29 protein-coding genes are annotated in these 25,555 nt (G+C 69.3%); 13 read left to right on the top strand and 16 right to left on the bottom strand.

All coding sequences use genetic code 11. The features are described 5' to 3' along the window. Window positions 1–3 precede the first annotated feature (3 nt). Entirely contained in the window at window positions 4–846 is an 843-nt protein-coding gene (locus ASD66_RS14370; protein ID WP_056891301.1) for an aldo/keto reductase, read from the top strand. Between the two features lie 10 nt (window positions 847–856). On the opposite strand, the gene ASD66_RS14365 is transcribed toward ASD66_RS14370, so the two are convergent. Beyond that, window positions 857–1,336, bottom strand: a complete 480-nt coding sequence (locus tag ASD66_RS14365) for a quercetin 2,3-dioxygenase (protein WP_056891300.1) — start codon at window positions 1,334–1,336, stop codon at window positions 857–859. A gap of 63 nt (window positions 1,337–1,399) precedes the next feature. Between ASD66_RS14365 and ASD66_RS14360 the strand changes: the two genes are divergently transcribed. Both ASD66_RS14360 and ASD66_RS14355 read left to right on the top strand, forming a co-directional pair. Next, the gene (locus ASD66_RS14360) at window positions 1,400–2,017 is read left to right on the top strand and encodes a TetR/AcrR family transcriptional regulator (protein WP_056891481.1); all 618 of its coding nucleotides are present in this window, start codon (window positions 1,400–1,402) and stop codon (window positions 2,015–2,017) included. Next, window positions 2,010–2,753 carry a dienelactone hydrolase family protein gene (locus ASD66_RS14355; protein ID WP_056891299.1) on the top strand — a complete coding sequence of 248 codons (744 nt, stop codon included), beginning with the start codon at window positions 2,010–2,012 and terminating at the stop codon, window positions 2,751–2,753. The genes ASD66_RS14360 and ASD66_RS14355 overlap by 8 nt, the downstream gene beginning before the upstream one ends. 73 nt (window positions 2,754–2,826) lie before the next feature. Here ASD66_RS14355 and ASD66_RS14350 read toward each other — a convergent pair whose 3' ends face one another. Continuing rightward, a complete protein-coding gene (locus ASD66_RS14350) occupies window positions 2,827–4,074 on the bottom strand; it encodes a DUF222 domain-containing protein (protein WP_056891298.1) in 1,248 nt (415 codons plus the stop codon). A gap of 284 nt (window positions 4,075–4,358) precedes the next feature. Here ASD66_RS14350 and ASD66_RS14345 point away from each other — a divergent pair, with 284 nt between their 5' ends. Beyond that, window positions 4,359–4,592, top strand: a complete 234-nt coding sequence (locus ASD66_RS14345) for a FitA-like ribbon-helix-helix domain-containing protein (protein ID WP_056687505.1) — start codon at window positions 4,359–4,361, stop codon at window positions 4,590–4,592. Next, on the top strand, window positions 4,589–4,987 hold the full coding sequence (locus ASD66_RS14340) for a type II toxin-antitoxin system VapC family toxin (RefSeq protein WP_056891297.1): 399 nt from the start codon (window positions 4,589–4,591) through the stop codon (window positions 4,985–4,987). Before ASD66_RS14345 ends, ASD66_RS14340 begins: the two co-directional genes overlap by 4 nt. A 4-nt stretch (window positions 4,988–4,991) precedes the next feature. Here the strand turns inward: ASD66_RS14340 and ASD66_RS14335 are convergent, their stop codons facing one another. From ASD66_RS14335 to ASD66_RS14320, 4 genes are read right to left on the bottom strand one after another with little or no spacing between them, the layout of a single operon-like run. Then, window positions 4,992–6,068 (bottom strand): hypothetical protein, encoded by a 1,077-nt coding sequence (locus ASD66_RS14335; protein ID WP_056891296.1) that lies wholly within the window; start codon window positions 6,066–6,068, stop codon window positions 4,992–4,994. Then, window positions 6,065–7,162, bottom strand: coding sequence for a hypothetical protein (locus tag ASD66_RS14330; RefSeq protein WP_056891295.1), 1,098 nt, complete (start codon window positions 7,160–7,162; stop codon window positions 6,065–6,067). Before ASD66_RS14330 ends, ASD66_RS14335 begins: the two co-directional genes overlap by 4 nt. A gap of 54 nt (window positions 7,163–7,216) precedes the next feature. Beyond that, complete coding sequence (locus tag ASD66_RS14325; RefSeq protein ID WP_056687498.1) at window positions 7,217–7,603, bottom strand: DUF1801 domain-containing protein; 387 nt, start codon at window positions 7,601–7,603, stop codon at window positions 7,217–7,219. Between the two features lie 21 nt (window positions 7,604–7,624). Further along, complete coding sequence (locus tag ASD66_RS14320) at window positions 7,625–8,254, bottom strand: LysE/ArgO family amino acid transporter (RefSeq protein ID WP_056891294.1); 630 nt, start codon at window positions 8,252–8,254, stop codon at window positions 7,625–7,627. Between the two features lie 79 nt (window positions 8,255–8,333). On the opposite strand from ASD66_RS14320, the gene ASD66_RS14315 reads away from it, so the two are divergent. From ASD66_RS14315 to ASD66_RS14300, 4 genes are all read left to right on the top strand, one after another. After that, on the top strand, window positions 8,334–9,212 hold the full coding sequence (locus ASD66_RS14315) for a LysR family transcriptional regulator ArgP (protein ID WP_056687745.1): 879 nt from the start codon (window positions 8,334–8,336) through the stop codon (window positions 9,210–9,212). A 130-nt stretch (window positions 9,213–9,342) separates the two neighbouring features. Continuing rightward, entirely contained in the window at window positions 9,343–10,206 is an 864-nt protein-coding gene (locus tag ASD66_RS14310; RefSeq protein WP_056891293.1) for a lysylphosphatidylglycerol synthase domain-containing protein, read from the top strand. A 71-nt stretch (window positions 10,207–10,277) separates the two neighbouring features. Beyond that, entirely contained in the window at window positions 10,278–11,003 is a 726-nt protein-coding gene (locus ASD66_RS14305; protein ID WP_162251040.1) for a phosphatase PAP2 family protein, read from the top strand. Further along, complete coding sequence (locus ASD66_RS14300; protein ID WP_056891292.1) at window positions 11,000–11,650, top strand: glycerophosphodiester phosphodiesterase; 651 nt, start codon at window positions 11,000–11,002, stop codon at window positions 11,648–11,650. The genes ASD66_RS14305 and ASD66_RS14300 overlap by 4 nt, the downstream gene beginning before the upstream one ends. On the opposite strand, the gene ASD66_RS14295 is transcribed toward ASD66_RS14300, so the two are convergent. Beyond that, window positions 11,634–12,110, bottom strand: a complete 477-nt coding sequence (locus ASD66_RS14295; protein WP_056891291.1) for a winged helix-turn-helix transcriptional regulator — start codon at window positions 12,108–12,110, stop codon at window positions 11,634–11,636. The genes ASD66_RS14300 and ASD66_RS14295 overlap by 17 nt on opposite strands. A gap of 84 nt (window positions 12,111–12,194) precedes the next feature. On the opposite strand from ASD66_RS14295, the gene ASD66_RS14290 reads away from it, so the two are divergent. Both ASD66_RS14290 and ASD66_RS14285 read left to right on the top strand, forming a co-directional pair. Further along, complete coding sequence (locus ASD66_RS14290) at window positions 12,195–12,638, top strand: PaaI family thioesterase (RefSeq protein ID WP_056891290.1); 444 nt, start codon at window positions 12,195–12,197, stop codon at window positions 12,636–12,638. Window position 12,639: 1 nt separating this feature from the next. After that, entirely contained in the window at window positions 12,640–13,143 is a 504-nt protein-coding gene (locus tag ASD66_RS14285) for a PaaI family thioesterase (RefSeq protein ID WP_056891289.1), read from the top strand. A gap of 16 nt (window positions 13,144–13,159) precedes the next feature. Here the strand turns inward: ASD66_RS14285 and ASD66_RS14280 are convergent, their stop codons facing one another. Together ASD66_RS14280 and ASD66_RS14275 are read right to left on the bottom strand one after the other, a co-directional pair. After that, window positions 13,160–13,648 (bottom strand): hypothetical protein, encoded by a 489-nt coding sequence (locus ASD66_RS14280; RefSeq protein WP_056891288.1) that lies wholly within the window; start codon window positions 13,646–13,648, stop codon window positions 13,160–13,162. 62 nt (window positions 13,649–13,710) lie between these two features. Further along, entirely contained in the window at window positions 13,711–15,774 is a 2,064-nt protein-coding gene (locus ASD66_RS14275) for an Ig-like domain repeat protein (RefSeq protein ID WP_162254279.1), read from the bottom strand. 337 nt (window positions 15,775–16,111) lie between these two features. Here ASD66_RS14275 and ASD66_RS14270 point away from each other — a divergent pair, with 337 nt between their 5' ends. Continuing rightward, window positions 16,112–17,248: a DUF429 domain-containing protein gene (locus ASD66_RS14270; RefSeq protein ID WP_082599501.1), complete on the top strand. Its 1,137-nt coding sequence runs from the start codon at window positions 16,112–16,114 to the stop codon at window positions 17,246–17,248. Between the two features lie 9 nt (window positions 17,249–17,257). Here ASD66_RS14270 and ASD66_RS14265 read toward each other — a convergent pair whose 3' ends face one another. The 6 genes from ASD66_RS14265 to ASD66_RS14240 all read right to left on the bottom strand — a co-directional run bounded on the left by ASD66_RS14265 (window position 17,258) and on the right by ASD66_RS14240 (window position 23,152). Next, complete coding sequence (locus ASD66_RS14265) at window positions 17,258–17,983, bottom strand: septum formation family protein (RefSeq protein ID WP_162254278.1); 726 nt, start codon at window positions 17,981–17,983, stop codon at window positions 17,258–17,260. Between the two features lie 95 nt (window positions 17,984–18,078). Beyond that, window positions 18,079–19,101 (bottom strand): helix-turn-helix domain-containing protein, encoded by a 1,023-nt coding sequence (locus ASD66_RS14260; RefSeq protein WP_162254277.1) that lies wholly within the window; start codon window positions 19,099–19,101, stop codon window positions 18,079–18,081. Between the two features lie 88 nt (window positions 19,102–19,189). Continuing rightward, the gene (locus ASD66_RS14255; RefSeq protein ID WP_082599499.1) at window positions 19,190–20,797 is read right to left on the bottom strand and encodes a flavin-containing monooxygenase; all 1,608 of its coding nucleotides are present in this window, start codon (window positions 20,795–20,797) and stop codon (window positions 19,190–19,192) included. Continuing rightward, complete coding sequence (locus ASD66_RS14250) at window positions 20,794–21,735, bottom strand: alpha/beta hydrolase (protein WP_056891283.1); 942 nt, start codon at window positions 21,733–21,735, stop codon at window positions 20,794–20,796. Before ASD66_RS14250 ends, ASD66_RS14255 begins: the two co-directional genes overlap by 4 nt. An 84-nt stretch (window positions 21,736–21,819) precedes the next feature. Continuing rightward, window positions 21,820–22,437 (bottom strand): TetR/AcrR family transcriptional regulator, encoded by a 618-nt coding sequence (locus ASD66_RS14245; RefSeq protein WP_056891282.1) that lies wholly within the window; start codon window positions 22,435–22,437, stop codon window positions 21,820–21,822. 25 nt (window positions 22,438–22,462) lie between these two features. Continuing rightward, window positions 22,463–23,152, bottom strand: a complete 690-nt coding sequence (locus ASD66_RS14240; RefSeq protein ID WP_056687476.1) for a hypothetical protein — start codon at window positions 23,150–23,152, stop codon at window positions 22,463–22,465. A gap of 255 nt (window positions 23,153–23,407) precedes the next feature. Between ASD66_RS14240 and ASD66_RS14235 the strand changes: the two genes are divergently transcribed. Then, a complete protein-coding gene (locus ASD66_RS14235; RefSeq protein ID WP_235530098.1) occupies window positions 23,408–24,220 on the top strand; it encodes an excalibur calcium-binding domain-containing protein in 813 nt (270 codons plus the stop codon). Window positions 24,221–24,232: 12 nt separating this feature from the next. On the opposite strand, the gene ASD66_RS14230 is transcribed toward ASD66_RS14235, so the two are convergent. Then, entirely contained in the window at window positions 24,233–25,492 is a 1,260-nt protein-coding gene (locus tag ASD66_RS14230) for an HNH endonuclease (protein ID WP_056891280.1), read from the bottom strand. Between the last annotated feature and the right edge of the window lie 63 nt (window positions 25,493–25,555).

Here is a 25,555-nt window from a genome sequence, read left to right as displayed (position 1 = left end):
TCCATGCAGAGCGTGACCCTGAACAACGGCGTCGAGATGCCGATCCTCGGCTTCGGCGTCTACCAGATCCCGCCGGAGGAGACCGAGCAGGCAGTCGCCACCGCCCTCGAGGTCGGCTACCGCCACCTTGACACCGCAGCGGCGTACGGCAACGAGGAAGCCGTCGGCCGGGCCATCGCCTCCAGTGGCATCGCGCGGGACGAGCTCTTCGTCACCACCAAGATGTGGGTCAACGACCAGGGCGAGGAGAACGCGACGGCGCTCTTCGAGGAGTCCCGGGCCAAGCTCGGCCTGGAGTACGTCGACCTCTACCTCATCCACCAGCCGTTCGGCGACTACTACAGTTCGTGGCGGGCCATGGAGCAGCTGAACAAGGACGGCGCCGCGCGGGCGATCGGCGTCTCGAACTTCCACTCCGACCGGCTGCTCGACCTGCTGAACCACAACGAGATCACCCCGGCGGTCAACCAGATCGAGACGCACCCGTTCTTCCAGCGCAGGGCCGACCAGGACCTGATGCGGGCCAACGGCGTGCAGATCGAGTCGTGGGGCCCGTTCGCCGAGGGCCGCCACAACCTGTTCACCGACCCGCTCTTGAGCGAGATCGGCGCCGCGCACGGCAAGTCCGTCGCGCAGGTCGTGCTGCGCTGGCTGATCCAGCGCGAGATCGTGGTGATCCCCAAGTCCGTACGCCGCGAGCGGATGGCCGAGAACCTCGACGTCTTCGGCTTCGAGCTCACCCCCGGGCAGCAGGAGCAGATCAGCACGCTCGACCGGGGCGAGTCCGCGTTCTTCGACCACCGCGACCCCGCATGGGTCGAGCGCCTCGGCGGCCGCAGGTCCTGACCAGGCTGGTTCAGGCGAAGGGCGGCGGCCCGAGGATCTCGATCGCGTGGGTCTGCGCGGCCGCAGCACCCACCCGCGCCATGTCGAGACCGGTCGGGTCGGCTCCCTCCACGACCGGGTCGCTGGCGAGCCGGTAGAACGCCTCCCCACTTCCCGGGGTCTGCAGGCACAGCATCCTGGCCCGCGGTGAGGTGACCATGAACGCGTGCGGAACACCGCGCGGAACGACGGCGATCCCGCCGGCTCCCAGCGGGTGCAGCTCTCCGTCGATGTGGACGGAGATCTCGCCGTCGAGCACGTAGAACGTCTCGTCGGCATCAGGGTGCCGGTGCAGGGGAGTGACCTTGCCCAGGTCGAGGCTGTCCTCGAAGAGCAGGAAGCTGCCGTCGGTCTCGGCGGAGGTCGCCAACCAGGTGTGCATGCCGCCGCCGCAGAACCAGCGGCGTTCGCCGGTGCCCGGTGCGCGAACGGTGGAGGTGGAGGTCTTCATGGGTGCCCCCTCGGGCTACATGGGACAAGAGTCCCATAACGAAACTAAGGTACCGTGTCCGTCATGTCAACGGGCTACGTCGGTTCCGGGAGGACCAACCAGAAGCAGCGCACGCGCGACGCGCTGGTGCGGGCCGCCAGGGACCTGATCGCCCGCGGGGGCGATGCGCCCACCATCGAGGAGGCTGCCAACGAAGCCTCGATCTCCCGCACGACGGCCTACCGCTACTTCCCGACCCAGCGGGACCTCCTCGTGGCGGCGCACCCCGAGGTCGCCGCGAGCTCCCTGCTGCCCGACGGCATTGGGAACGACCCGGTCGAGCGTCTCGACGCGGCCGTCGCCGAGTTCACGGAGATGATCGCCGAGGCCGAGACGCAGCAGCGCACCATGCTCCGGCTCTCACTGGAGTCGGCCACCGACACCTCCGAGCTGCCGCTGCGCCAGGGGCGTGCGGTCGGGTGGTTCGCCGAGGCGCTGTCGGTGCTCGTCGACGATCTCGGTGAGGACGGCGTACGACGGCTCGCGGTGGCGATTCGCAGTGCCGTCGGCATCGAGGCGAGGGTCTGGTTGATCGACGTCGCCGGGCTCGCGCCGGCCGAGGCGACCGACGTGCTCCGGTCGAACGCCCGCGCGATCCTGCAGCAGGCAATGGTGACGACGAGAGGTGGAGCGAATGGGTGAGCGCATTTCCTGTGCGATGCAGGGAGAGACGGCCGAGGCCTACGCGACGGGCGACCACGGCCCGGGAGTGCTTCTCTACATGGACGCCATCGGCCTGCGCCCGCAGATCGAACGGATGGCGGACCGCATCGCTTCCTGGGGGTACGTCGTCCTCGCGCCGCACGTCTTCTGGCGCGACGGACTGGCCGTCGACCTCGCCCCGGCCGGTGACCTGACGGCGCCGGGCAGTCGCGAGGCGTTCTTCGCGACCGGCGTGATGGACCGGGTGCGTTCGTTGACGCCCGAGTTGATCCGCGCCGATGCCGACGTCTGGATCGAGACCCTGCGCTCCCGTCCCGGTGTCGCCGAAGGTCCGATCGCTGCCACCGGCTACTGCTTCGGTGGGCGGCTGGCCCTTGTCACCGCCGCGCACCGACCCGACGACGTCGCGGTGGTCGGCATGTTCCACACCGGCGGCATCGTGACGGACGCTCCGGACAGCCCGCATCTCCTCGTGCCCGACATCGCGGCCAGGGTCGTCGCCGGGCACGCCGACGGCGATGCTTCCAACACACCCGAGCAGATCGCCGCCTTCGACCAGGCCCTGCGTGCCCACGGCGTACGACACCAGACGGCGGTCTATCCCGGTGCCGCGCACGGCTACACGATGGCCGACACCTCGATGTACCAAGAGGCCGGAGCCGAACGACACTTCGCCGAGCTCAACGAAGCCCTGGACGGAACGCTCGCCCGCTGAGGAAGGCATGCCGGTGCACCGCGACGCTTGGATGCGTGGCGGTCAGCGGCTTCTTGGTGGCGGAGGCGGGCGGCTAGTGCGCCTGGATTCGTCGGAACCTGACCGAGTTGTCGCCGCCGATGGAGTGGTTGTAGCCGGGGTGGTGGATCAGCCGGTGGTGGTGCGGGCACAGGAGCCGGCCCTTGGCCAAGTCGGTGGGTCCGCCCTGCGACCAGGGGTCGTCGTGGTGGGCATGGCAGACCGAGGCGGGCATGCCGCAGCCCAGGGCGGTGCAGCCCTTGTCGCGGATGACCAGTGCCCGGTACTGCCCCGCGGAGTAGAAGCGGCGGAGTCGGCCGAGGTCGAGGACTTCGCTGGGGCCGTCGAGCATGGCCGGCAGGAAGCCGGTGCGGCACGAGAGGCGTCGGAACTCGCCGGCGGTGATCTTGCCGCCGTTGACCAGGGTGGCGTAGCCGTGCTTCTTGAGCAGCTCGTTGATGTCGATCGTGATGACCAGCGCGACGCTGCTTGCGGCGTGGGTGGGCAGCTTGTCGGCAGGGAACATCTCGATGAGCTCCATGAACGCCTGCCCCATGCGTTCGGGGGTGATTGACGCGCCACCAGTGTCGGGGTCGCCGGGAAGCTGACGGCGCGGGTCGGCCAGGGCGAGGAGCTGGTTGCGCAGGAGCTGGCCCTGGACGACGGGGAGGCTGAAGCGGCCGTGGATGCGGCCGTGTCCGTCGTTGCTGAAGGTGATCCGGGCCTTGGCGTTGGCCTCGTCTTCTTCCTTCTGGAGACGCTTGGCCTCGTCGTCCTCGAAACGTTGGGGGTCGAGCTTCTCCAGGATCCCTTTGCCGAGGTTGGCGAGGTCCGAGGCGTCGAACTGGCGGGCGAAGCCGAGGAGCATGTCGCGGGCCTTGTCGTAGAGGGCCGACTCGAGGTCCTTGGGAAGGTCATGGAGGCTTTCGAGGATGACGCGGGCCTGGTCGGTGTGCAGGTCGCCGTCGGCCAGTGCGGTGGCGATGGGTTCGTGCTCGGGCTTGTCGAGGCCGAGGGCCAGGTTGACCCTTTTCATCGCGTCAGACTTGGTGAGCAGGTCGCGCTTGGCCCACCAGTGGGCGGTGTGGCGAGCGCCAGTCTTGTCGGCCAGGCCTCGCTGGTGGGCTTCGACGATGACCCGGGAGGTGGCGTGGGTGAGCCGGTCGCCGAAGGCGGTCAGGGTCTCCAGCAGCTGGGCGATCTGCGCGTCGTCCAAGGGGGAGAGCGCCATGGTGGCGAGATCGGTGAGGTCGTCGTGGAGGCGCGCCACCAACTCGTCCGCGAAGGAGGAGCTGGTCGTCATGGCCTCGGGGCTCCGATCAGGACGCACCACCCGACAAGGGCTGTGCACGGTGAATGGATGCCGCCGAGTCCTCGCCGCTGACGGCGTACCCCCGGAGGGAACTGCGCTCCGCCCTGGCAACTGACGAGCCCGGCACACGCAGACCCGTGAAGGGCGACCCGCCTGGGCGGGCCGAGCTCGTCGTCCTCAGTGCCGGACTATTGACTCGAGCTCAAGAATCATCGTACGCCTGTTCGAAGCGACATGCAACGGATTCAGCGGAGAATCTGCGCTAATCTGCATGCATGGCCACCGTGCAGATCCGCAACCTCGACGACGACGCCTATGCCGTGCTCAAGCGGCGGGCAGCCGCCTCCGGACGCTCCCTCCAAGAGTTCCTGCGGCTCACCCTCGAGCGACAGGCCGCGGAGCCGACCGTCGAGGAGGCACTGGCCGCGGCCCGCGCCGACCTCGCGTGGACCGACGTCCCACCGATGGCCGACATCGTCGAGGCGCAGCGCGCTGACCGCCGCCGATGATCGTCATCGACAACTCCGTGCTGGTGGCCGCGCTGGTCGGGCCCGACCCACTCAGTTCCGCCATCCGGCAGCGCCTCGCTGTCGAGCAGGTGGTCGCTCCCGACCTGATCGACGTGGAGGCAGCGAGTCTGCTCCGCGGCTTCGTCCGCTCCCGCAGGCTGACGGACCAGCAGGCCGATCGGGCCGTCGCCGCACTCGCTGCATTCCCCCTCGAGCGGGTTCCGCATGCCCGACTGCTCCCCGGCATCTGGAGCCTGCGCGAAACCCTGACGGCGTACGACGCCACGTATGTCGCGTTGGCCGTCTCCCTGGGCGCAACCCTGGTCACCGGTGACCGACGGCTCGCCAAGGGTGCGGGTGCCCGCTGCGTCGTCGAGGTGATCGACGGCCAGTGAGCGTTCAGCCTGCGGTGACCGGCTGCAGGGGGAGTCGCGCCTCGACCGGCATCTTGACGCCGTTGCCCAAGGTGATGACCGTCTGGATGCGCAGGAGCTTCGGCTCGTCGTCCGCCTCCACGCGCAGGATCGCGCGACCGGAGGTGCTGCCCTCGCCGCCCTTGAGCCCCTCACGGCCAACCGGCGGCCGGCCGTCGAGGGTGACTCGCGGGGGTGCCTGACGTCGGTCGATCACCACGTTGCCTGCGGCGTCCGTGCCGAGCGCGCTGAACGAGGAGATCCGCACGCCTGCCCACAGGGTGCCCTCGTCCGCCCAGCCCAGCTCGGCGTCCCAGGGGTAGAGCGTCACCTGGCTGGCGGTGAAGCGCCCCTGAATCGGGTGGAACTGCTGGTCGGCGCTGGCCGGGACGTATTGGCAGTTGTCCTCCACCGCGTGGCAGCTGGCATCGAAGTTGGGCTCCGGTTCATAGAGTGCCTGCGCCACCCCGGCGTCGATCTCGCCGGTCGCCACGTCGAGCACCTGGGTCTGGCCGCCGAACTCCACCTCGATCTTGAGGTCGTCGGTGTCCAGGTCTCCGGGCAGTGCGACCACCACATCGTGCTGCTCGTAGGACGTCTGGCCGGTCGACGGGTCGCCGAGCCTGACGGAGCCGATGGTCACCTTCTCGCCCCCGGCGACCAGGCGGATCTCTGTCGCAATGGCGAGTCCGGAGGCCAGCCCGCCCGTGGGACGAATGCTCCATGACACCGGAACGAGACTGCCGCCCTCGGGGGCGTGCAGTGCACGCTGCGTCTTGCGCCTCGAGTCGTCCTTGTCGTAGGCGATGAACTCGTGGTCGAGCGAGTCGAGTGGCCGACCGACCGCGACGTCGACCTTGTTGAGGGGCACGATCACCGTGTGCATCTCGGCGTACGGCGGTGACTCCAGGAGCAGCGTCTCGCCCGCGGCCAGGACGTCGACGGGGTCGTCGCGCAACTCGTCGGCCAGGTGCGTGCCGAGCCTGACCGCCGCGATGACCAGTGCGACGCTGAGCACGACCAGGACCACAGGCACCCAGGTGGGACGCGTCTGGGCGCTCATGCGAGCTTCCTTCCCGGGACGGTCCACTCGATGCCGGCGTGCTCGGTCCGGAACGCGAAGCCGCGCTGGCCCCGGGCGCGGATGTGCGTGGTGATGGTCAGGGCGCCGGCCGGCTTGTCCTTGGCGACGTCGAAGACGAACTGGACGGCGGTCGGCCCGAGGACGTACTGCCCGAGTGCCTTCGTGTCAGCAGGCTCCGAGAGGCTTGCGCTGCCACCGAGCTCGGCGGAATGACTGAGCGTGTCCTGGAAGCTCGTGGCCGTCGGCGCACCGTCGGGAACCGACACGTCCACGTAGTCCGGCGGCTCGATCTGGACGACCAGGAACTCGTGCCCCGGTTCGGCCCAGCCGATGCCGTCGACGTACGGCGTGCGCAGGGTCTGCTGCACCTTGCACTCCACGGACTTCGGGTAGTCGATCTGGACGGGGGAGTCGTCCGTACGACGGAACCTGCCGCACCCGATGTCCTTGCGGTTCTGGAAGTGCTCCTGGACGGTGGGCAGGGCCGCCAGCTCGGCGGCGCGGCCCAGCTCGACGGACCCGTCGGATGCGTCGACGACCTGCTCCTCGTCGCCGATGCGTACGACGACCGCGAGGTCCTTCGGGTGCCCCTTGACGGCGACCCATCGTTCCTCGCTGGTGCTGTTGGGATCGGCGGCCGTGTAGTTGAGCCCGCCCGGCCCCGACAATGAGTAGTCCGTGCCGTCGGCCCGGAGCAGCAGCTCGACGTCGGCCGTGTAGGGCCAGGTGACGGTGGAGAGCAGGACGCCTCCTGTGTTCCTCGCCTGGACCTGCACGAAGCTGCCACCCTTCGGGGCTCGCACGTTGGCGTCGGCACCGAGCAGGTCGGGCAGCTCGTCCCGTGGCTCGCCGGCCCCGACGTCCAGCCGGATCCAGGGCAGGAAGACCTCACCCCGGTGCTTCACCGCACCGCCGCCGGGGTTGGCGAACACGTCGCCGACCTCCGCGCGCGGTCGGTCGTCGGACTTCTTCACGACCACCACCGCGACGGCGAGTGCGAGGACGACGAGCCCGAGGACCAGAGGAACAAATGGGAGCGTGCGGCCCAGCCGCTGCTTGATGGCATCCTGCACGGACGCTCTATTCCCCGGGCAGCGACGCGCAAACGGAATCCGGGACGACCTGGTTCAACGGCTGAGCTTGCGCCACCCGCCGGCCCGGTTGTTGGACACGATGGCCCGCAGGTACGTGATCAGCGCCGGCCGGTTGATCGGGTCGCCCTCATAGATCTGGATCGCCCGCGCGGTCGCGTTGTCGTGCCCCTGGTTGATGATGCCGTCGGGGTCGGGAATCGTCGGGTCGTAGACGAAGAGGTTGATGTGGTCCTTGGTGGCCAGCAGGGCGCAGACGTTGCCGTCGAGCACGAAGTAGGGCTGCACCGTGCGCTTGATCGTTTCCTCGATCGCGGGCTCGGCCTCGTGGATGATCGCGCGCAGGCTCCTGCAGATCTCCTGCTGCCATGCAGGCAGACCATCGATGTAGCTGTCGACTCCGGGATGAGCAGTGGCCGCCATGTTGGCCAGACTAACGGGCTGCTAGCCGAGGGCCAGTCGCGCGGCCACGAGCAGCATCGTCGCGGCGATCAGCACCTCGAGGACCTGCCACGCCCGCGGGCGCTCGAGGACCGGTGCGACCAGGCGAGCGCCGAACCCGAGGCCGCTGAACCACACGACGCTCGCGACCACCGCCCCCAGTGCGAACCACCAGCGGCCATCGACGACACCTGAGCCGTGGGTGCTGTGGGTGGCCGCGATCGAGCCGATCAGGAGCACCGTGTCGAGGTAGACGTGCGGGTTGAGCCAGGTCAGTGCGACGGCACGGCCGACGACGGTACGGCGGGCCTCGCCGCGGGCCTGGGCGAGTCCGTCGGTGTGCAGGGACTCGGTGTGGAAGGCGCGGCGCAACGAGCCTGCGGCGTACCAGAGGAGGAAGGCCACGCCGAGCCAGCGGACGACGTCGATGAGCCACTCGGCGCGGTCGACGATGGTTCCGATGCCGCTGACTCCGGCGATGATGAGGACGGCGTCCGAGACCGCGCAGATCGCCACCACGGCAGTGATGTGGTGGCGGATCAGCCCCTGTCGCAGCACGTAGGCGTTCTGGGCGCCGATGGCGACGATGAGGGATCCACCGGTGATGAAGCCGGCGAGGGCGGAAGCAGACATGCCCTCGACCGTAGGCGCCGAACGCAATGTAGAACAGCGAATGTTTCTTCACCTGATGAAGAAGTGCTTCACTGGTCAGATGCACTTCGACCCCGCCCAGCTCGAGACGCTCCTCGCCATCGCCGAGGAGGGATCGTTCGACGCCGCGGCCCGGCGGCTGCACGTGACGCCCAGTGCGGTCAGTCAGCGGGTGCGCGCGGCGGAGCGGGCTGCCGGGCAGGTGTTGGTGCGGCGTACGTCGCCGGCGGAGATCACCGACGCGGGGGCACCCCTGATGCGACTCGGTCGGCAGATGCGCCTCCTCGCCGCCGAGGCCGCCGCGTCGATGGGCAACGACGCCGTCGTGGACCTCGCGGTCGCGGTGAACGCCGACTCCCTGGCGACCTGGTTCCGGCCGGTGCTCGCGACCGTGGCCGAGCTGCCGACGACGGCCCTGCGACTCTTCGTGGAGGACGAGTCGTTGTCGCACGACCTGCTCCGTCGGGGCGAGGTGCTGGCGGCCGTCACCGGCGAACCCCAACCGGTCCAGGGCTGCTCGGTCGAGCCGCTCGGCACGCTTCGATACGTCCCCGCCGCGGCGCCCGCGTTCGTGGAGCGGCACCGGCGGGGGAGGAGCTTCGACTGGTCGAGGGCTCCGGTCGTGGTCTTCAACGCCAAGGACCGGCTCCAGGACGGTGTGCTCGCCGCCCACGGGGCGACTCGTCCGGCCGTGGTGCACCGGGTGCCGAGCTCGGCGGACTTCCACGAGGCCGTGCTCTGCGGTCTGGGATGGGGAGCGGTCCCCGAGCCACAGCTCGAGCCGGCGCTGGCGGCGGGCGACCTGGTCCGCCTGCCCGGTGCGAAGGCGGTCGGCGTGCCACTCCACTGGCAGCGCTGGCGACTCGACAGCCCCGCCCTCGACGCGCTCACCGACGCCGTACGACGAGCCGCGGCCGGCGCACTGCACCGCCTGCGCTGACGGGAGTACGTCACACTCTGTGGTTTCGGGCCCGGTGGCGGAGTTACCTTCGAAGGGACGGGGATCACACCACGGGTTGGACCAACGCAGTTTCGCCCGGCTTTGTGCTGGAAGGCGAGCTCGAAGAGATTTGAAGCATCTGCGCACCATTGTCCACTCCAAGACGGTCCTGCTCCTCGGCGTCGCTGTCGCGCTCGCCGTGCCGGCCGTCACGCTGCCGCGCCTGCCGTCGGTCTCGCCCTGGCCGATCCTGCTCGGCCTGCTGCCTTGGATGATCGGCAAGTACGTCCTGTGTCCGCTGAGGTGGCGCGCCCTGACGAACGCCGACTTCGGTCGCCGCTGGTTCCTCCGTGCGTACGCCGAGTCCGAGCTGCTCGGACTTCTCACACCCGGCCACGTCGGGGCGGACCTCTGGCGGATCCGCAGGCTCACCCACGCCGACGTCCCACGCGGTGACGCGGTGGCCAGTGTCGCGGTCGACCGGACCGTGGGGGCGGTGGGGCTGGCGATGTTCGTGGTGTTCGCCGGGTCGGCACTCCCGTGGCGCATGATGCTCACCGCGTTGGGCATCGGGCTGGCGTTCGTCGTGGGCTTCCTCGTGGTCAGGCGCGTCCGCCCGAAGCTGCTCCCGCTCGGGCCGCTGCCGCCGCCGAAGAGGTTCGCGCACGCGCTGGCCCTTTCGGCCGCCTATCAGGCGTCGATCGCCATGCTGCTGCTCGGCACCCTGGGCGCGACTGGCTACACGCTCTCGCCGCTGGAGCTGCTCGGTGCGTTCGGCGCCAGCCAGGTCGCGGGCGCCGTACCGGGTCCCAACGGTGCGAGCCCCCGCGACGGCGCGCTCGTGGTCGGCCTGGTCGCCCTCGGCGTCCCGTGGACCGCGGCCGCGGCTGCGGTCACCCTCAAGGCGGCCGTCGCCTGGCTGCCCGCCCTGGCCCTCGGCGGCGCCAGCCTGATCGCGACCCGACGGATGATCCGCCACACGGCAGCTGCCTGACCTGCAGTCCTCCCTCTTATTCGGGAGGAAACCTGGCGCGCCTTCGCGCACACTGGGGGCAGGGAGGGTCAGTGGTTCGCTGGTTGTGGATCTTCAAACAGGCCATCCTCGTCGTCAGTGGCGTCGGGGCCTACTTCGGTGTCCGGGGAGCCACCGAGGGCTCGGTCGACGCCGCGATCCAACACGCCCACCTGATCGTCGAGTGGGAGCAGGCCCTCGGCATCTACGTCGAGAAGACCCTCCAGGCGCCGTTCACCGAGTCCGCCCTCCTGGCCACCCTGGCCAACTGGGTCTACATCTGGGGGCACTGGCCGGTCATCGGTGCGACGATGCTCTGGACCGGCATCTGGCACCGCGCCGTGTTCCTCCGGCTCCGTGACGCCATGCTGGTCTCCGGGCTGCTGGGCATGACCATCTTCGTGTTCTACCCGGTGGCGCCGCCCCGGCTGGCCGGCCTCGGGTTCATGGACAGTGTGAGCGAGCGGTCGCTGTCCTACCGCGTGCTCCAGCCGCCTGCCTTCGTCGACCAGTACGCCGCCATGCCGAGCCTGCACGCCGGATGGGACCTGCTGATCGGCATCGCGATCATCAGCGCCTCCTCCTCGGTGGCGCTCCGAGCCTTCGGCCTCGCCATGCCGGTGCTGATGGCGGTGGCCGTGGTGGTGACCGGCAACCACTTCATCCTCGACGTGGCGGCCGGGCTGCTCCTGGCGCTCATCGGCCACGCGGCGAGCGTCGCGCTAGAGCATCGACGGGTACGTCGGTCGCCCGGCCGCGTCCTCCGGGTGGCGTCGTGAGCCTGCTCGCGATCGCGCACCGGGCCGGCAACTCGCTCACCGGGCTCCACGAGGCAAACCGGCTCGGCGTCGACGTGATCGAGTGCGACATCCACCGGCACCGCAACCGTCTCGAGGCAACCCACCTCAAGAGCGCCGGCCCGTTCCCGTTCCTCTGGGACCGCTGGGAGCTGGTCCCCGTGACGGCGCCACGGCTCGGGCTCCGCGAGCTGCTCGAGGCCGATCGGCACGGCACCACGTTCATGCTCGACCTCAAGGGCATCGGCACCGGTGTCGGTGCCGCCGTGGCCCGGTTGCTGGGCACCCGCGGACACCGCCGGCCGGTCCTCGTCTGCGGTCGCAACTGGCGCGCGGTCGAGGAGGTGGCCGTGCTCGAGCACGTGCAGCCGGTGCTCTCCGCCCGCAATGCACGGGAGCTAGGCGGCTTGTGGGAGAAGGTGGGCGGCGGCCGCATCCATGGCGTCTCGGTCCACAACTCGCTGCTCGACGGGGCGGTCGTGGCCAAGCTCCGGCGTCATGTCGAAGTCGTGATGACCTGGCCGATCAACGACCTGACGATGTTGGACCTGATGGTCGACATCGGGGTCAACGGCATCATCAGCGACGAGCTGGAGGTGCTGGCCGAGGTGGTCAGGCGCCGGGACTGACCTGCCGCGCGCCGGGACCGGGAGCACTCCGCGACTCCCGCGCCGACTCGAGCCGATGCCCGGCGGCGCACTCCACCGCAACCGAGACGGGTTCGCCGCAGTCGCGGTGCGTGACCACCACAGCAGGCCCCGCGTCGTCCGCGCGGTGGCGGTCGCCCCAGTTCAGCAGCGAGATCAGCACCGGATAGAGGTCCAGGCCCTTCTCGGTCAGCTTGTACTCGTGGCGCGTGCGGCGTCCGGGCTCCCGGTAGGGGAGCGCCTCGAGCACGCCCGCGGCGACCAGCTTGCGCAGTCGGTCGGCGAGCACCGGGTCCGAGACGCCCATGTGGTCGCGCATCTGGTCGAAGCGCCGTACGCCGTTGAAGGCCTCGCGCAGCACGAGGATCGTCCACTTCTCGCCGATCACGTCGAGGGTGCGCTGGATCGAGCAGTTGTCGGTGTCGTAGTCGAGCCACTGCACGGCGTCACCTGTCTCTCGTTGTGTCGGCGCGGCCAGTGTAGTCTAACTTCGAGAAACACAGTCAGCCTACGAACGGAGTCGCCCATGACCACCCACACGCAGGGCCCCGACGTCTCGCTGCCGGCCGCCAGCGCGTTCGTCGCGGCGTCCGGTTTCGTCGTCGACGAGGTCACGCCCACGCACGTGCAGGGTCACGTCGACCTCGACGAGTCACACCACACGCCCTGGGGAGTCGTCCACGGGGGCGTCTACGCGACGATCGTCGAGAGCGCCGGCAGCATCGGCGCCAGCCATGCCGTGGGTGAGCGCGGACAGTTCGCTGTCGGCGTGCACAACGGCACCGACTTCCTCCGCTCGACCACCGGCGGCCGCGCCACCGTCGTCGCCGACGCCCTCCACCAGGGCCGCAGCCAGCAGCTGTGGGACGTCGTCATCACCGACGACTCGACCGGCAAGGTGCTGGCGCGCGGACAGCTGAGACTGCAGAACCTGCCGCTGCCGTCGTACGACGACAAGGGCGGCAACTGACATGTCGGAGCGTTCGACAGTCGTCACCTGGAGCGACAACTCAGAGGCCCTTGCCGCCCTGCCGAAGCTCGACGGCCTCGACTTCCTCAAGCAGATGATGGCCGGCGAGCTGCCGCCGGCACCGATCGCCGGGCACATGCGCATGGAGTTGGTCGAGGCCGAGCCCGGGACGGTGACGTTCCGCTGCCACCCCGACGAGTCGCACTACAACCCGATCGGCATGGTGCACGGCGGGCTGGTCTGCACGCTGCTCGACTCGGCGCTCGGTTGCGCGGCCCAGACGACCCTGCCGGCGGGCACGGGCTACACGTCCATCGAGCTCAAGGTGAGCTACCTGCGCCCGGTGACCTCCGACAGTGGACCGCTCACCTGCACGGGTCGGGTCACCAAGCCCGGTCGCCGGGTCACGTTCGCGGAGGGCGAGGTCGTCGACAAGGACGGCCGCACCGTCGCCACCGCCTCCGGCACCTTGCTGGTCTTCCCGCTCGACATTCCCGCAACGTGACCGCTCAGGAGCGGACTCAGAACTCGTAGCCGCAGTTCGAGCCGATCTCGCGGAACGAGCCCTTGGTGGGGAAGATCTTGACCTCGTCGACCTTTCTGTCCCTGGGCCCGGGGCGATTCTTGAGCAGCTGGACGGTGACTTCGGCGCGCCAGTGGCTGTAGTAGAGGCCAAGCCAGTTCGTCCGGTCGGCGGCAGTGGTGATGTAGTCGTACTTCAGGTTGTTGATCTGCAACCAGCCTGACTCCGTGTGGCGTGGATCCGCTGTGCGCCACGTGCCACCCTTGTAGTACTGCCACTTGACCCAGCGCTTGACCATGTACTTTCCCTTGCCGTACAGGTCTGCAGGGTCGGAGAACGTGACCCGCACCGAGATGGCGGACTTGTACGTGTCGCAGTTGCGCCACTTCGCGGTGGTCTTGAACGTGCCGGCCGCGGCCGACGTGGTGAACGCCAGCATGAGCGCGCTCACGAGCAGCGCGACCATCGTCATTCGTCGCATCTTCATCGGTGCCCCTCCTTCAACTGCCTTGTCTGAGTCGGTCTGACGAGTCGCTCGGTGACGAGCCATCACCGGATGACCTGGATCGTGGCGATGCCTGTCTTGGCGTTCATGGCGTTCGGCGAGTTCGAGAACGTCACCTGCAACCGGTGCTGGCCGATCCTGACCGGATTGCCGACCAGGGTCAGCCTGTTGCCGTTCGCCGCCGTGAGGTTCACGGTGAGGTGCTTCTTGCCGTCGATCAGAAGAGTGAGCCGCCCGGTTGCGTTGATCGCCGGCGTCGTGGTGAGCCGCGCCGTCACCCGGATCTTCTCCCGCGCGCCGAACACCAGATCGGTCACGCGTCCGGTCAGCTTCGTCGCGGCCTTCACCGCCACGTTCACCGGCGTGGAGGCCGAGGCCAGGAACGCGCTGCTGCCCGAGTAGGTCGCCGTCAGCGTGTGCGCTCCGAGTGCGAGGTCCTTGGGCAGCGTGAAGGTCGCGTTTCCCGCGACCAACGCGACAGTTGCCAGCACCTGGCCGCCGTCGCTGATCGTCACGGTGCCAGTCGGCGGTCCACTCGTGCCGCTGACCGTGACCGTGACGGTGCCGCCCGCGCCGTACGCGATCGCGGCAGGCGCCCGCAGGGTCGTCGAGCTCGCCTTCTGCTCGACGACCCGATTCGGGTCGAAGGCCCACAGCTCGTTTCCGACGTTGCGATCGTTGTCGGGGCTGTTGATGAAGTAGAGCCGGCTCGCGGCGCCATAGAAGACCATGGGCCCGTCCGTCACCGCGCCGGCGAGGTTGGGCAGGTCGTGGACGAGCTCGGTTCCTGCGACGGTTCCGTCGGTGCGGAAGAGGTTCCGCCCGGTGCTGTTGCTGGCTCCGAAATAGACGTGGGAGCCCCACGCCTCGAACGGGAACGGATTGGAGCCGGGCGTTCCGGCGCGCAGGTCTCCCAGCAAGGTCGACGTACTGCCGTCGGAATGCCAGAGCTCGCGGCCGGTGGCCGGCTGTGTCAGCGAGAAGACCACGCCAGTGCCCAGGGCCACCGCGGAGCCGGCGTCGCCGGGAAGACTCACCCGTTGCCCCGCGCTCGTACCGTCGGTGGCCCACAGGCCGTCCCAGTCGCCGTTCCACGAAGAGTAGAAGAGCTTGCCCCCGGCGGTGACCGGTTCGAAGTCCCAGTGGTCTCCGAGGAAGGCAATGCGGAGCGAGGCGACCAGGCTCGTCCCACCGGGGGTCCCGTCGGTCCGCCACAGCTCCGGGCCCGCGAAGTCGGAGTCCGTGCCCTCGGTGAGGAAATAGAGCGAACCGCCCATCGAGGCCGTTCCTGTCATGAACGGGAACCGGGTACTCTGCTGCGGCTCCTCAGTGCTGATGTCCTTGACCAAGGAGGGCAGACCACTGGGGCCGACCCTCCACAGTTCCCGCCCTGTGCCGGAGAGCGCTACGTAGTGGTCTCCCCACTCATTGACGGCGGCCGTGCGGATGCTCTGGTCGGCAGTGAAGAGCAGGGTGTCCCCGACCATGCCGAGCGAGATCGGGTTGGCATCGGTCCAGGACGTGCTCCATTCGCCCTCGAGCTCAGGGTCCGACGTCATGAGCACAGTGGTGTTGATGTCGAGGAGCTGCGGCGTCGAGCCGGGCCCGGTCCAGCGGTACACCTCAGCGCCGTGCGTGCCGTCGTCGGCCTGGACGTACACGGCGCCGGGTCCCGCGCCGAGGAGCTGCGTGGCGCCGTCGGGCGTCAGGTCGGCCACCATCGCTGTCCCGGCCGCGGTGCCGTCGGAGTGCCAGAGTTCCTGGCCATCAGTGCCGTTGTCCGCCGTGAAGACGAGGCCGTCGTCGAAGGCGCGGAGTGAGACGACCCGGCCCAGCCCGTCGGGGTTCGGATCGAAGAACTCGTGCGTGCCCGCCTCGGTGCCGTCAGAGGTCCACAGCTCGGTGTCCTGCGAGACGGTGCCACTGTTGCCGTGGAGCAGCCAGAAGACTCGGTCGCCGATCGCGACGCTGTCGGCGCTGACCGCGCCCTCGAGGCCGGTGGCGATCCGATAGGGCTCCGGCGGTGGGTCGGCGGACGCAGGCACCTGCAGCAACGCCGCCAGCGCGGCCACGACGACAAATCCGAGCACGCGCCTGGAACGAGCCATCGCCGTACCTCCGTGACCGCCCCCGGTTTCACCAAGTCTCATGCCGTCGGTTCGAGAACCACATGAAACGACGTAATCCCCTGAAAATTGGGGACAAAGCGGACTAGTCCACTGGTTTCGCCCTGGACGGGAAAGCCATGTCACGCATCCGCACGGCGGCACTCACGACGTACAGCACGATGCACATGGAGAGCGCCCAGTACGCCTGGTCAATGGCGGGCACGGCAAGAACATCGGTCGGATCGACTCGTCGACCACGATGATCGTCGAGTCGATCAAGACCGAGCGGCGCTGACGCCGGACGCTCGACGGGGCATCCCGGACTAGAGTCGAACGTATGGAGGTCGGGCAACATTTCGTGGGCATCGACCTGGCGTGGAAGCCGGCCAACCGCACGGGCATCGCGGTGGTCGACGAGTCCGGTCGGCTGCGTACGTCGGGAGTCGTGCGGAGCGATGACGAGATCGCCGACTGGCTGGCCATGCATGCGGCGAAGCCTGTCGTCGTGGCGGTGGACGCGCCGCTGGTCGTGCCCAACGCGACCGGTCAGCGCGTCGGGGAGAACCTCGTGGCCAGGGCGTTCGCGAGCTACCACGCGTCGCCGTACCCCTCGAACCGGGCGAACCCGATGTTCGATCCGCCGCGCGCCGAGTCCTTGGCGCACCGGTTCGGCTGGTCGGTGGATCCCGGCGAGCGGGGCAGCGCGGAGAGCCCGGTGTGCATCGAGGTCTATCCGCACCCGGCGATGGTGAGCCTGTTCGGCCTGAGCAAGGTGCTGCCCTACAAGTCGGGTCGGGGACGCACGCCGGACGCGCGGCGCGGGACCTTCGGCGAGCTGATGGATCACCTCGAGGCGGTCCATGAGCTGCAGCTGTCGAGCGTGCGCCGGTGGCAGGAGATCCGCACGGCCGTGGACCAGGCGACCCGGCACGTGCACCTGGAAGTGATCGAGGACGAGATCGACGCGATCCTGTGCGCTCACCTCGCATGGCTGTGGCACCACCGGCCGGATGAGCTCAGGGTCTACGGGAGTCTCGCCGAGGGCTACATCGTGGCGCCGCCACCACCCGAGAGAGACGGCTCGCCGGCCACTCGCGACCACCGTCTCGTCGCCACCTTCGGGCGCACCGTCATCGGCCGCCCCGCGGGGTACGGCGGCGAGGAACGCGAGCGCGTGTGGAAGCAGGCCGTCCGCACCGCGTTCAGGGGTTGCGCGCTGCCGAAGGACTGTCGGGTGGCGATCGAGCTCGCGTTCATGCTCGCGCCACACCAGACCGGGCTCAACGAACCCGATCTCGACAACCTCGTCACGCCCACGATCGACGCACTCGACGAGGTGCTCGGGCGCCTGCCGGGCACCGGCTCGCGCATCGCCGCGGACGACGTACGGGTGGACCGGATCATGGCCTCCAAGCAGCCCGCCACCGGTGAGCCCGGCGCACACATCGTCGTCCGCGAGCTGCCGCCCAGATAGCCGACGCTGTTACCGCCTCAGGCAGGTCAGCACGAACGAGTTCGGACCGAGCCCGCGTCCGAGCCACATGTAGGAGCCCGTGCCGACGTACCTCGGGCAGAAGCTGGAGGAGATACGGCTGGCACGCGTGTAGCTGTACGCCGAGTAGACGAGCTTGCTCTTGGCCACGTGGAACATGTGCGGCTGCGCGCAGTTCACGCGCTGCGCGTAGCGCGTGCCACACATGCGGAGGCGCTGCGGAAGGGTGGTGGTCACCTTCGTGAGGCGCCCGGTGGTCGACGTTGCGAGGGTGGTCACGCCGCCCTGGACGCCGAGGGTGCAGATCACCCAGTGCGAGCCCGCGGCGCGCTGGGCGGCGGTCGGGATGAAGATCCAGTTGTCGTACGCCGACTCGGCGTACCTGATCGTGTTGTTGCCGAGGACCAGCTTGATCGCCGGCCGGCACTTCGAGGAGACGAAGTTGCGGAACCGGGCGTTGGAGCCGTCCAGCGGGATGTCCGACGGCACCGCGGCGCGGGCGATGACCTTCAGGGTGTGCTTGGTGGCGCACGAGACCGGGCCCCTCGGGAGTGACGCCGAGCTGTTCGCGGCCGAGAGCTGCACGTTGAAGCACTGGTTCACCCGCGGCGCACCGGCCAGTGGGTCGGCGGCTGCCGCGGCCTGCGCCTGGGTGGCGGGGGAGAGGAGGAGCGCGGCGAGCACCGTCAGGGTGACGGTGACGGCAACGTTGCGCACGGATCGAAGCATGGGCTTCCCTTCACTGAAGACTGCGAGCAATCTAGAGGTCGGATGCCGACTTCGTCCGCGAATCGCCGAATCGGAAGTCGCCTTCAGTGCGCGAGGTAGTCGTTCTGCCCGAGCCGGTGCAGCACGAGGGCGAGAGTCACCCGGGTCAACCCCGGGGCAGTCGTGATCGAGTAGCCCAGCTCGGCCTCGGCGCGGGCGACCCGCGCCGCGACGGAGTTGTGGTGGATGTGCAGCTGTCGAGCCGCTTCGCGCAACGAGCCGACGCACAGCAGCACCTCCACGGTGCGCAAGACGTCCTGGCCGGACGAGGTCTTGCCCAGCCGCTCCAGCGCCTGGACGTCGGCCACGCCTGCGACGTCCTCGGGGCGGAGCTTGGCGGCGAGGAGCTCGTAGGGCCCGAGGTCCGCCTGGAACATGAGGTTGCGACTCGCGGGTCCGTCAGACGCGTAGCGCAGCGCGTTGATCGCGCCCTGCCAGGCTTCCTGCACCTCGGTCGCCCGGAACGGACGGCTCACGCCCACGTGGGTCCCCGGAGGCACCGCCGCGTCGCGCTCCGGCGGAGCCGCGGTCGCGATCGCCGTGATGCCGTCCAGCTGGGCGATCCGACGCCAGGCATGGGTCGGCAGGTGCGCGACGACGTGCGCCGCGGCCGCGCGGTCGCCGTGCACCGCCAGCATGGTGACCGGGGTCGAGGGGGTGATCCCGAGGAGCTGGATCGCACGGGAGCGGTCGGCGCTCGAGGCCACTCGCCCGAGGATCAGCTCGAGGAGCGCGGGGTCGTCCATGCGCAGGGTGGATGCTCCCGGGTTGCCCAGCGCCGCGATGCAGGCCAGGCCGAACCTCTCGAGCAGCACGTCGTCGAGGGGGAAGGCCTCCTGCGGGCTGCGCGAGATCCACACCGTGTGCCCGGTGACGAGCAGGCGGGTCGAGGCGTGCTCGGGGCAGCGTTCGCCGGGCTCGGCGATCCCGACCGAGCCCTCGGCGAACCGGCCGGCCTGGGAGAGCACGGTCTGGATGTCAGAACGTTGCTCGATCAGGGCGTCGAAGAAGCCCACCACACGCATGGCGTTCTCGGCCCTGGCGTCCAGGGACGAAAACCTCAGCAACAACCCTTGCATACGGGCACCGCGCTCTCTCACGAGTCCAGGGTGCCCAGTAGACACCGTGTCTACTGAGTTCGCAAGGGGTGTCCCATCAGGGACTGAGGACGAATCCCTCGTAGTCGGCGTCGACCTGCTCCCGGCAACGGCGTGAGTAGTTGTCGTACCCGCCGACGTACACCATGAAGGACTTCGGCTTCCCCTCGATGTTGGCGCCCTTGTACCAGGAGTCGGTGCCGCCGAACAGCGTGTACGACGCGGCGGTCTGCACCTCGGCGTCCCACTTGTTCTCCCACTCCGCGGTGGTGTCGATCCGCTGGACGCCACGCGTGTCCAGGTCGTGGATGACGTCGAGCACGTACTGCACCTGCCACTCGGCCCCGGCGATCATCTGCGCCAGGACGCCGGGGCTGCCGGGGCCGTGGATCATGAAGAGGTTCGGGAATCCGGCGACGAACATGCCGAGGTAGTTGGTCGCCCCGTCCTTCCACTTGTCGCGCAGGTCCAGGCCGTCGACGCCGGTGACGTTGAGCCGGGTCAGCGAGCCACTCACCGCGTCGAAACCCGTCGCGAGGACGAGGATGTCTAGCTCGTACTCGCCGTCGGCGGTGCGGACGCCACGCGGCGTGATCTCCTCGATCGGCGACTCGCGTACGTCGACGAGCGTCACGTTCTCGCGGTTGTACGTCGCGTGGTAGCCGCTGTCGAGACACACCCGCTTGGTGCCGATCGCGTAGCGAGGGCAGAGCTTCTCGGCGACCACGGGGTCGGTGACGATCGAGCGGATCTTGTTGCGCATGAACTCCGCCAGGAGCTCGTTCGCCTCCGCGTTCACCATGGTGTCGTTGAAGGCCACGAGCAGGTTGAACCCCGATCGGGACGCGTACAGGTCCTCCATGATCGCCTCGCGGACAGCGGGCTCCATGTCGAGGATGGCGCCGTACTTCGGAGGAAACATGCTGAGGCCCTGGTCGGTGCGCATCGCCTCGCGCCGTTCCGCGTAGGTGTCCTTCCATTCGCGCTCGTAGTCCGGATCCAGCGGCTGGTTGTTGTTGGGCATCGTGAACGCCGGGGTCCGCTGGAAGACGTGGAGGTGGCTGGCCGTCTTGGCGATCTCGGGGATGGCCTGGACCCCGGAGGAGCCGGTGCCGATCACGCCGACCCGCAGGCCGTCGAACGACACGCCCTCCTTCGGCCACTGCGACGTGTGGTGCCAGTCGCCCTCGAACGAGTCCAGTCCCGGGAAGCCAGGGACGTTGGTGGCGTCGAGGCTGCCCGTCGCGGAGATCACGTAGTGGGCCGTCACCTCGTCACCGCGCTCGGTGGTCAGGTGCCAGATGTTTGCTTCTTCGTCGAACCGCATCGAGTTGACCCGGGCGTCGAAGACGATGTCCTCCCGCAGGCCGAAGCGGTCGGCCACGTGGTTGGCGTACCGCTCGATGTCGGGCTGGGCGGAGAAGTTCTCGGGCCAGCTCCACTCCTGCTGGAGCTCCTCGTCGAAGCTGTAGGAGTACTGCATGCTCTCGATGTCGACGCGGGCACCCGGGTAGCGGTTCCAGTACCAGGTGCCGCCGACGCCACCGCCGGCCTCGAAGCAGATCGTCTGGGTGCCCTCGCTGCGCAGCCGGTGCAGGGCGTACATCCCGCCGAAGCCGGCGCCGATCACGACCACCTTGTAGTGCCCGGTGACGAGTTCATTCACGACTGAAGGCCTTTCTTGAGAGCGGTCAGTGCCTCGGCGCGCATCCGCTGCGAGACTGCGGCGGCCGGAATCGCGCCACCCGAGCCGTGGAAGGTTCCGGGAAAGAGGTGGAGCTCGGTGGGCACGCCGGCTCCCAGGAGCCGTCGTGCGTAGTCGATGCCCTCATCGCGCAACGGGTCGTACTCCGCGACCACGACGTACGCCGGCGGCAGGCCAGTCAGGTCGTGCGCCCGGGCGGGGGCGGCGTACGCCGGAACGTCGCCGCTGGCGTCGGGGCCGAGGTAGTGCCGCCAGCTGGCGCGTGCGCTCTTCACGGTCCAGATCGGGGCGTCCGGGTAGGCGAGCATCGACGGTGTGCTGCAGCGGTCGTCGAGGACGGGGATGTCGAGCATCTGGAAGCAGATCTCCGGACCGTTGCGGTCCCGTGCCATCAGGGTCATCGCGGCCGCGAAGCAGGCACCGGCGCTGACGCCGGCGACGGCGATCCGCGCGGGGTCGATGCCCAGGGACTCGCTGTTCTTCTCCACCCAGAGCAGGACGGCGTAGCAGTCCTCCACCGGTCCGGGGAACGGGGTCTCGGGAGCCAGCCGGTAGTTGACGGAGATGACGACCGCGCCGGTCGCGGCTGCCATCTGCGCAGGCAGGGCAAGGTCGCCGTCGGCGCTGCCGGTGACGAAGCCGCCGCCGTGTGCGTAGACCACAGCTGGCCGCGCCGACTCCTGGTCGTTGGGGGAGAAGATCAACACCGGCACGTCGGGCTCCCCGTCGGGGCCGGCAGCCTCTCCGCTCGTGATGGTGATCCCCTCGGGTGCCTCGAACGGCGGGATGCTGGCGGACATCTGCTCGAGCATTGCCCGCGCGGCGACCGGGTCCGAGACGTCCAGGGTGGGGAGCATCGAGACCCAGGGCTGCAGCTCGATGTCGAAGTTGTAGGTCATGGGTCCCAGCCTCGCGGGGCAACGTGACCCGGGTCACCCTCCACGTGGCGTCGATCCGACGCGCGACCTAGCCAACTGGCTCGTTCAGGTCAGCAGGGCGACCCAGGCATCGAGAAGGGCCTCGTGCACGGTCGCTCGCCCGTGCGCCCACCCCTCGGCCGCGTAGTGGTCGAAGAGGTCGTGGAGCAACCCCCACGCCGCGCGGGCCCTCACCTGCTGTTCGTCCTCGCTCAGGCGTGACCGGGACCCGAGCCCTTGGACGATGCTGCGCACGGCATCGCCTCGAAGCGTCGCGAGATCTGCGGGAAGGTTCGCCTCGATCTGATCGGCCTGCTGGATGGCCGAGAACGCCGGGGCGAAGGTCTCCCAGTGGTCCAGCGCCACGTCCAACCAGTCCGACATCCCGGTCCGGCCGCGGGCCACGGCGCCCGGAAGCAACTCCCACAGCTCGCTGGTGTCCTGCAGGATCGGCTCCCTGATCGCGTCGACCAGATCCAGCTTCGAGGCGAAGTGCAGGTAGAACGTCGCCCGGGAGACGCCAGCCTTCGTGACGATGTCATCGATGGTCGTGGTGGCGTACCCCTTGGCGAGGAAGACCGCGACGGCCGCGTCGATGAGCCGTGCCCGGGTGAGCGCCTTCTGCTCCTCCCGCTGGCTCGGAACTGCTGTCTGCGTTGCCCCAAGCCGTCTGCTGCGCCCCATTCCGCGCATGTTACGCGGGCCGGCATCAACGAGGGAGCAGCACGCCTCGGTCGCGCAGGATGTCGGCGTCGGCTCCGGTCTGGTCGCTGAAGACGATTGCCTCCTCGATGCTGGAGAATCCACGCGACAGCAGCTCGCGCTGGGCGACGATGCGTCCGGCGGCCTCGTCGGTGATGCCGAGGAACGAGGCAAGGGTTCCTCGGGGAGCGTTGTTCAGGTCGATCAGTCCGCCGTCGTGGTAGGTCCGCTTGTAGTCGGGGCGACCGATCATCAGCTCCCGGGCCAGCGACGGATCGGAGGCGACCAGCCGGCGCGCCTCGTCGCGGCGGTTGCGCGCCGCCAGGGCGTTGCCCACCGCTGGATCCACGAAGCCCTGGTGTGGGTGGTACGGGGCCGGGTAGACGGCCTGTCGCGGTGCCCGCAGCTGCAGGCAGGCCATCACGATCATCACGATCGCCAGCATGGCCATCACGGTGGAGAGGACTCCGCCGAAGGTGCCCTGCGGGTCGCCGTTGGCGTCGGTCGGGGTCACCGCGCTCAGGCCCAGGAGCACGAGTGCGCCCGCGCCGTACGCCACGGCATTGCGGCGCAGCCCGGGCTCGTTCAGTCGTGACGATGCATGCACGAAGGGGATCCAGGCTCCGATCCCGGCGGTCGCGACGGTGACGGTGTAGTACCACCTGCCCTGCGCGATCAGGCTGCTGTGAAGACTCACCGGCTCCCCCTTCCACGTTCTTCGCCGAGTGCGCCGAATGCTCGCAGAATCCGGCCCCTGCCGCCGGGTTTTGGGTCGATTCGCCAGCGGCGCGGACGTACGGCGGGCATCCTTGGGCGTGGGGTTGAACCGAGGGGGAGTCACGTGCGGTGTGTAGGGGGAGTGCTCGTCGCTGCCCTCTTGCTGTCGGCGTGTGCACCCAGCGGCGCCGAAGGTCCTGACACCAGCACGCTGGCCACCCCGACCGAGCCCGCGATGAGCGAATCCTCGTCGGCAGTCACGGCCACGGACGCTGAACGGACCTCGGCCAACGACACGGCCGTCGCTGCTCTGGCCCTGCTCGCAGTGAAGGGGCGGGCGCCGATGACCGGCTACGACCGGGCGCGGTACGGACAGGCGTGGCTCGACGCCGATCGAAACGGCTGCGACACCCGCAACGACGTGCTCGCCGAGCAGCTCGCGGCCGTCGTCCGGGAGTCCAACGGGTGCGTGGTCGCCACGGGCGAGTACGACGACCCGTACACCGGCAGCACCATCGACTACCGACACGGCGACGGCACCCTGATCGACGTCGACCACGTGGTCGCCCTCGGCAACTCGTGGGCCACCGGCGCCTTCCGCTGGGACATCAAGAAGCGCGCGGCCTTCGCCAACGACCCGCTCAACCTGCTGCCGGCCGACGCGGGTGCCAACCGGCAGAAGGGTGACGGCGACGCCGCGACCTGGCTGCCGCCGAACAAGCCGTTCCGGTGTGAGTACGTCGCCCGGCAGGTCGCGGTGAAGACGAAGTACCGGTTGTGGGTGACCGCGCCCGAGAAGGCCGCGGTGGTCAGGATCCTCGCGACCTGCCCTGACCAAGCGCTGCCGGAGGACCGTTGGGCGGCATCCACCCGCGTCGACCACGACATCACCGACCCCGGCGTGTTGCCAGCGGTGAAGAGCTTCACGAGCACCTACTTCAAGAACTGTGACGCGGCTCGGGCTGCTGGTGTGGCACCGGTGCGCAGGGGAGACCCCGGCTACGGTGCGCACCTCGACCGCGACGGAGACGGAGTCGGGTGCGAGTAGCCCACTCCACGTTCAGGCGGCCCACGGTGGTGGCATGGGGGCTCCGGGCTCTCGACTGACGTGTCGATGGCCGGTGGGTGTGGTGACGGTGACCTCGTGTGGTCGGTCGGGTGGCCCCGGTTGGTGCTCCCAACCGGGCTGCTCCTTGGTGTAGTTGCACCACTCGCACAGCCCTTGACCGTTGTCGACGCTCGTCTCGCCACCTCGGGAGACCGGGACGGGATGGTCGATGTGGCGCACGGGCGCATTGCAGTAGGGATTGCGGCAGATGTCGTCGCGCAGCTTGATGAAGTCGCGCAGGTCGGGCGGGAAGAGCCGTTGGGCGGACTCGAGCGACATCAACGACCCGTCGGGCATCGCGAACACGCGCCGCAGGGTTGAGCGCTGCTCATCGGACGCGGCCACCATCTGGCGCGCGACGGAGGCCGGGACGGGTCCGTGGCCGGGCAGGTGCCCGGGGGTGCTGTCGCCACCGAGCAGGGTCTCGGCCGAGACCAGGAGCTGGACCGCGACCGGTGGCTTCTTGGTGTCGGACTCCAAGCCGGCCAGTCGGGCGGCAGCGAGATCGGCGGTGATCTGCGAGCACGTGCGATCGTCGCCTGCCGCGCGGACGGAGCCGGCGGCCTTGTCGAGGGAGCCCATGATGGCCGGGAGCATCGTGTCCGCGACGATCGCGGTGACGCGGGCGGTGCCGTCGCCCAGGTCGCGACCGACGACGCGGCGATTGCCCCAGGCCTTGGCGCGGCGCTTCAGGGCTGCGCTCTCGTCGAGCCTCAGGACGATGCGGCGGATGTCCATGGTCAGCGCCTTGTCGCCCTTGCCCTCGAGATCGAGCGTGATCTCGGCGTCGGCCTTCAACCGGTCTTCGCGGGTCAGGTGGGCGGTCTCTTCGGCGATGATCATCGCGCGGCGCTCGTTGAGGTCGCCGCAGGCCAGGGCCAGGTGGGTGCAGGGCAGGTCGTGGGCCAGTGCGAGCCCCAGCTTGGTCAGGCGCTGGCCGACATGGGGCGACTCGCGGCGGGCCGCGGCGACCTCGTTGGGCACCGACGCCGAGGGTCGGCCCGTCTTGGTCGTGCGCGCCTTGGCGAGCTCGGCGGTGAGAGTGGCCTGCAGGGCTGCGGCCGCCGACTTCGTGCGCTCGAGTGCGTCGATCTGGTCGATCAGCTCGACGTCGGTGGCTGGGGGCTTGGTGCGGGCGATCCGTTCGACGAGGTCGCGCAGCCCATCGGTGTCGGGCCGAGCGTCATCGGCGTGGGACGGCGTGCTGGTCATGGCCTCGGCTCCTCTCGACCGGCAGACCCCAGGGGAGGGTCGACAGTTCAACGGATGCCTTCG

The organism is Nocardioides sp. Root151, from assembly GCF_001427925.1.
Taxonomy (GTDB): Bacteria; Actinomycetota; Actinomycetes; order Propionibacteriales; family Nocardioidaceae; genus Nocardioides.
This window is presented reverse-complemented; position numbering and strand designations above follow the sequence as displayed.

What these genes read in the sequence shown, in the direction of transcription:
- ASD66_RS14370 (WP_056891301.1), top strand. Translation starts at nt 4, where the DNA reads ATGCAGAGCGTGACCCTGAACAACGGCGTCGAGATGCCGATCCTCGGC.
- ASD66_RS14365 (WP_056891300.1), bottom strand. Translation starts at nt 1,336, where the DNA reads ATGAAGACCTCCACCTCCACCGTTCGCGCACCGGGCACCGGCGAACGC.
- ASD66_RS14360 (WP_056891481.1), top strand. Translation starts at nt 1,400, where the DNA reads ATGTCAACGGGCTACGTCGGTTCCGGGAGGACCAACCAGAAGCAGCGC.
- ASD66_RS14355 (WP_056891299.1), top strand. Translation starts at nt 2,010, where the DNA reads ATGGGTGAGCGCATTTCCTGTGCGATGCAGGGAGAGACGGCCGAGGCC.
- ASD66_RS14350 (WP_056891298.1), bottom strand. Translation starts at nt 4,074, where the DNA reads ATGACGACCAGCTCCTCCTTCGCGGACGAGTTGGTGGCGCGCCTCCAC.
- ASD66_RS14345 (WP_056687505.1), top strand. Translation starts at nt 4,359, where the DNA reads ATGGCCACCGTGCAGATCCGCAACCTCGACGACGACGCCTATGCCGTG.
- ASD66_RS14340 (WP_056891297.1), top strand. Translation starts at nt 4,589, where the DNA reads ATGATCGTCATCGACAACTCCGTGCTGGTGGCCGCGCTGGTCGGGCCC.
- ASD66_RS14335 (WP_056891296.1), bottom strand. Translation starts at nt 6,068, where the DNA reads ATGAGCGCCCAGACGCGTCCCACCTGGGTGCCTGTGGTCCTGGTCGTG.
- ASD66_RS14325 (WP_056687498.1), bottom strand. Translation starts at nt 7,603, where the DNA reads ATGGCGGCCACTGCTCATCCCGGAGTCGACAGCTACATCGATGGTCTG.
- ASD66_RS14320 (WP_056891294.1), bottom strand. Translation starts at nt 8,254, where the DNA reads ATGTCTGCTTCCGCCCTCGCCGGCTTCATCACCGGTGGATCCCTCATC.
- ASD66_RS14315 (WP_056687745.1), top strand. Translation starts at nt 8,334, where the DNA reads ATGCACTTCGACCCCGCCCAGCTCGAGACGCTCCTCGCCATCGCCGAG.
- ASD66_RS14290 (WP_056891290.1), top strand. Translation starts at nt 12,195, where the DNA reads ATGACCACCCACACGCAGGGCCCCGACGTCTCGCTGCCGGCCGCCAGC.
- ASD66_RS14285 (WP_056891289.1), top strand. Translation starts at nt 12,640, where the DNA reads ATGTCGGAGCGTTCGACAGTCGTCACCTGGAGCGACAACTCAGAGGCC.
- ASD66_RS14280 (WP_056891288.1), bottom strand. Translation starts at nt 13,648, where the DNA reads ATGAAGATGCGACGAATGACGATGGTCGCGCTGCTCGTGAGCGCGCTC.
- ASD66_RS14275 (WP_162254279.1), bottom strand. Translation starts at nt 15,774, where the DNA reads ATGGCTCGTTCCAGGCGCGTGCTCGGATTTGTCGTCGTGGCCGCGCTG.
- ASD66_RS14270 (WP_082599501.1), top strand. Translation starts at nt 16,112, where the DNA reads ATGGAGGTCGGGCAACATTTCGTGGGCATCGACCTGGCGTGGAAGCCG.
- ASD66_RS14250 (WP_056891283.1), bottom strand. Translation starts at nt 21,735, where the DNA reads ATGACCTACAACTTCGACATCGAGCTGCAGCCCTGGGTCTCGATGCTC.
- ASD66_RS14245 (WP_056891282.1), bottom strand. Translation starts at nt 22,437, where the DNA reads ATGGGGCGCAGCAGACGGCTTGGGGCAACGCAGACAGCAGTTCCGAGC.
- ASD66_RS14235 (WP_235530098.1), top strand. Translation starts at nt 23,408, where the DNA reads ATGAGCGAATCCTCGTCGGCAGTCACGGCCACGGACGCTGAACGGACC.
- ASD66_RS14230 (WP_056891280.1), bottom strand. Translation starts at nt 25,492, where the DNA reads ATGACCAGCACGCCGTCCCACGCCGATGACGCTCGGCCCGACACCGAT.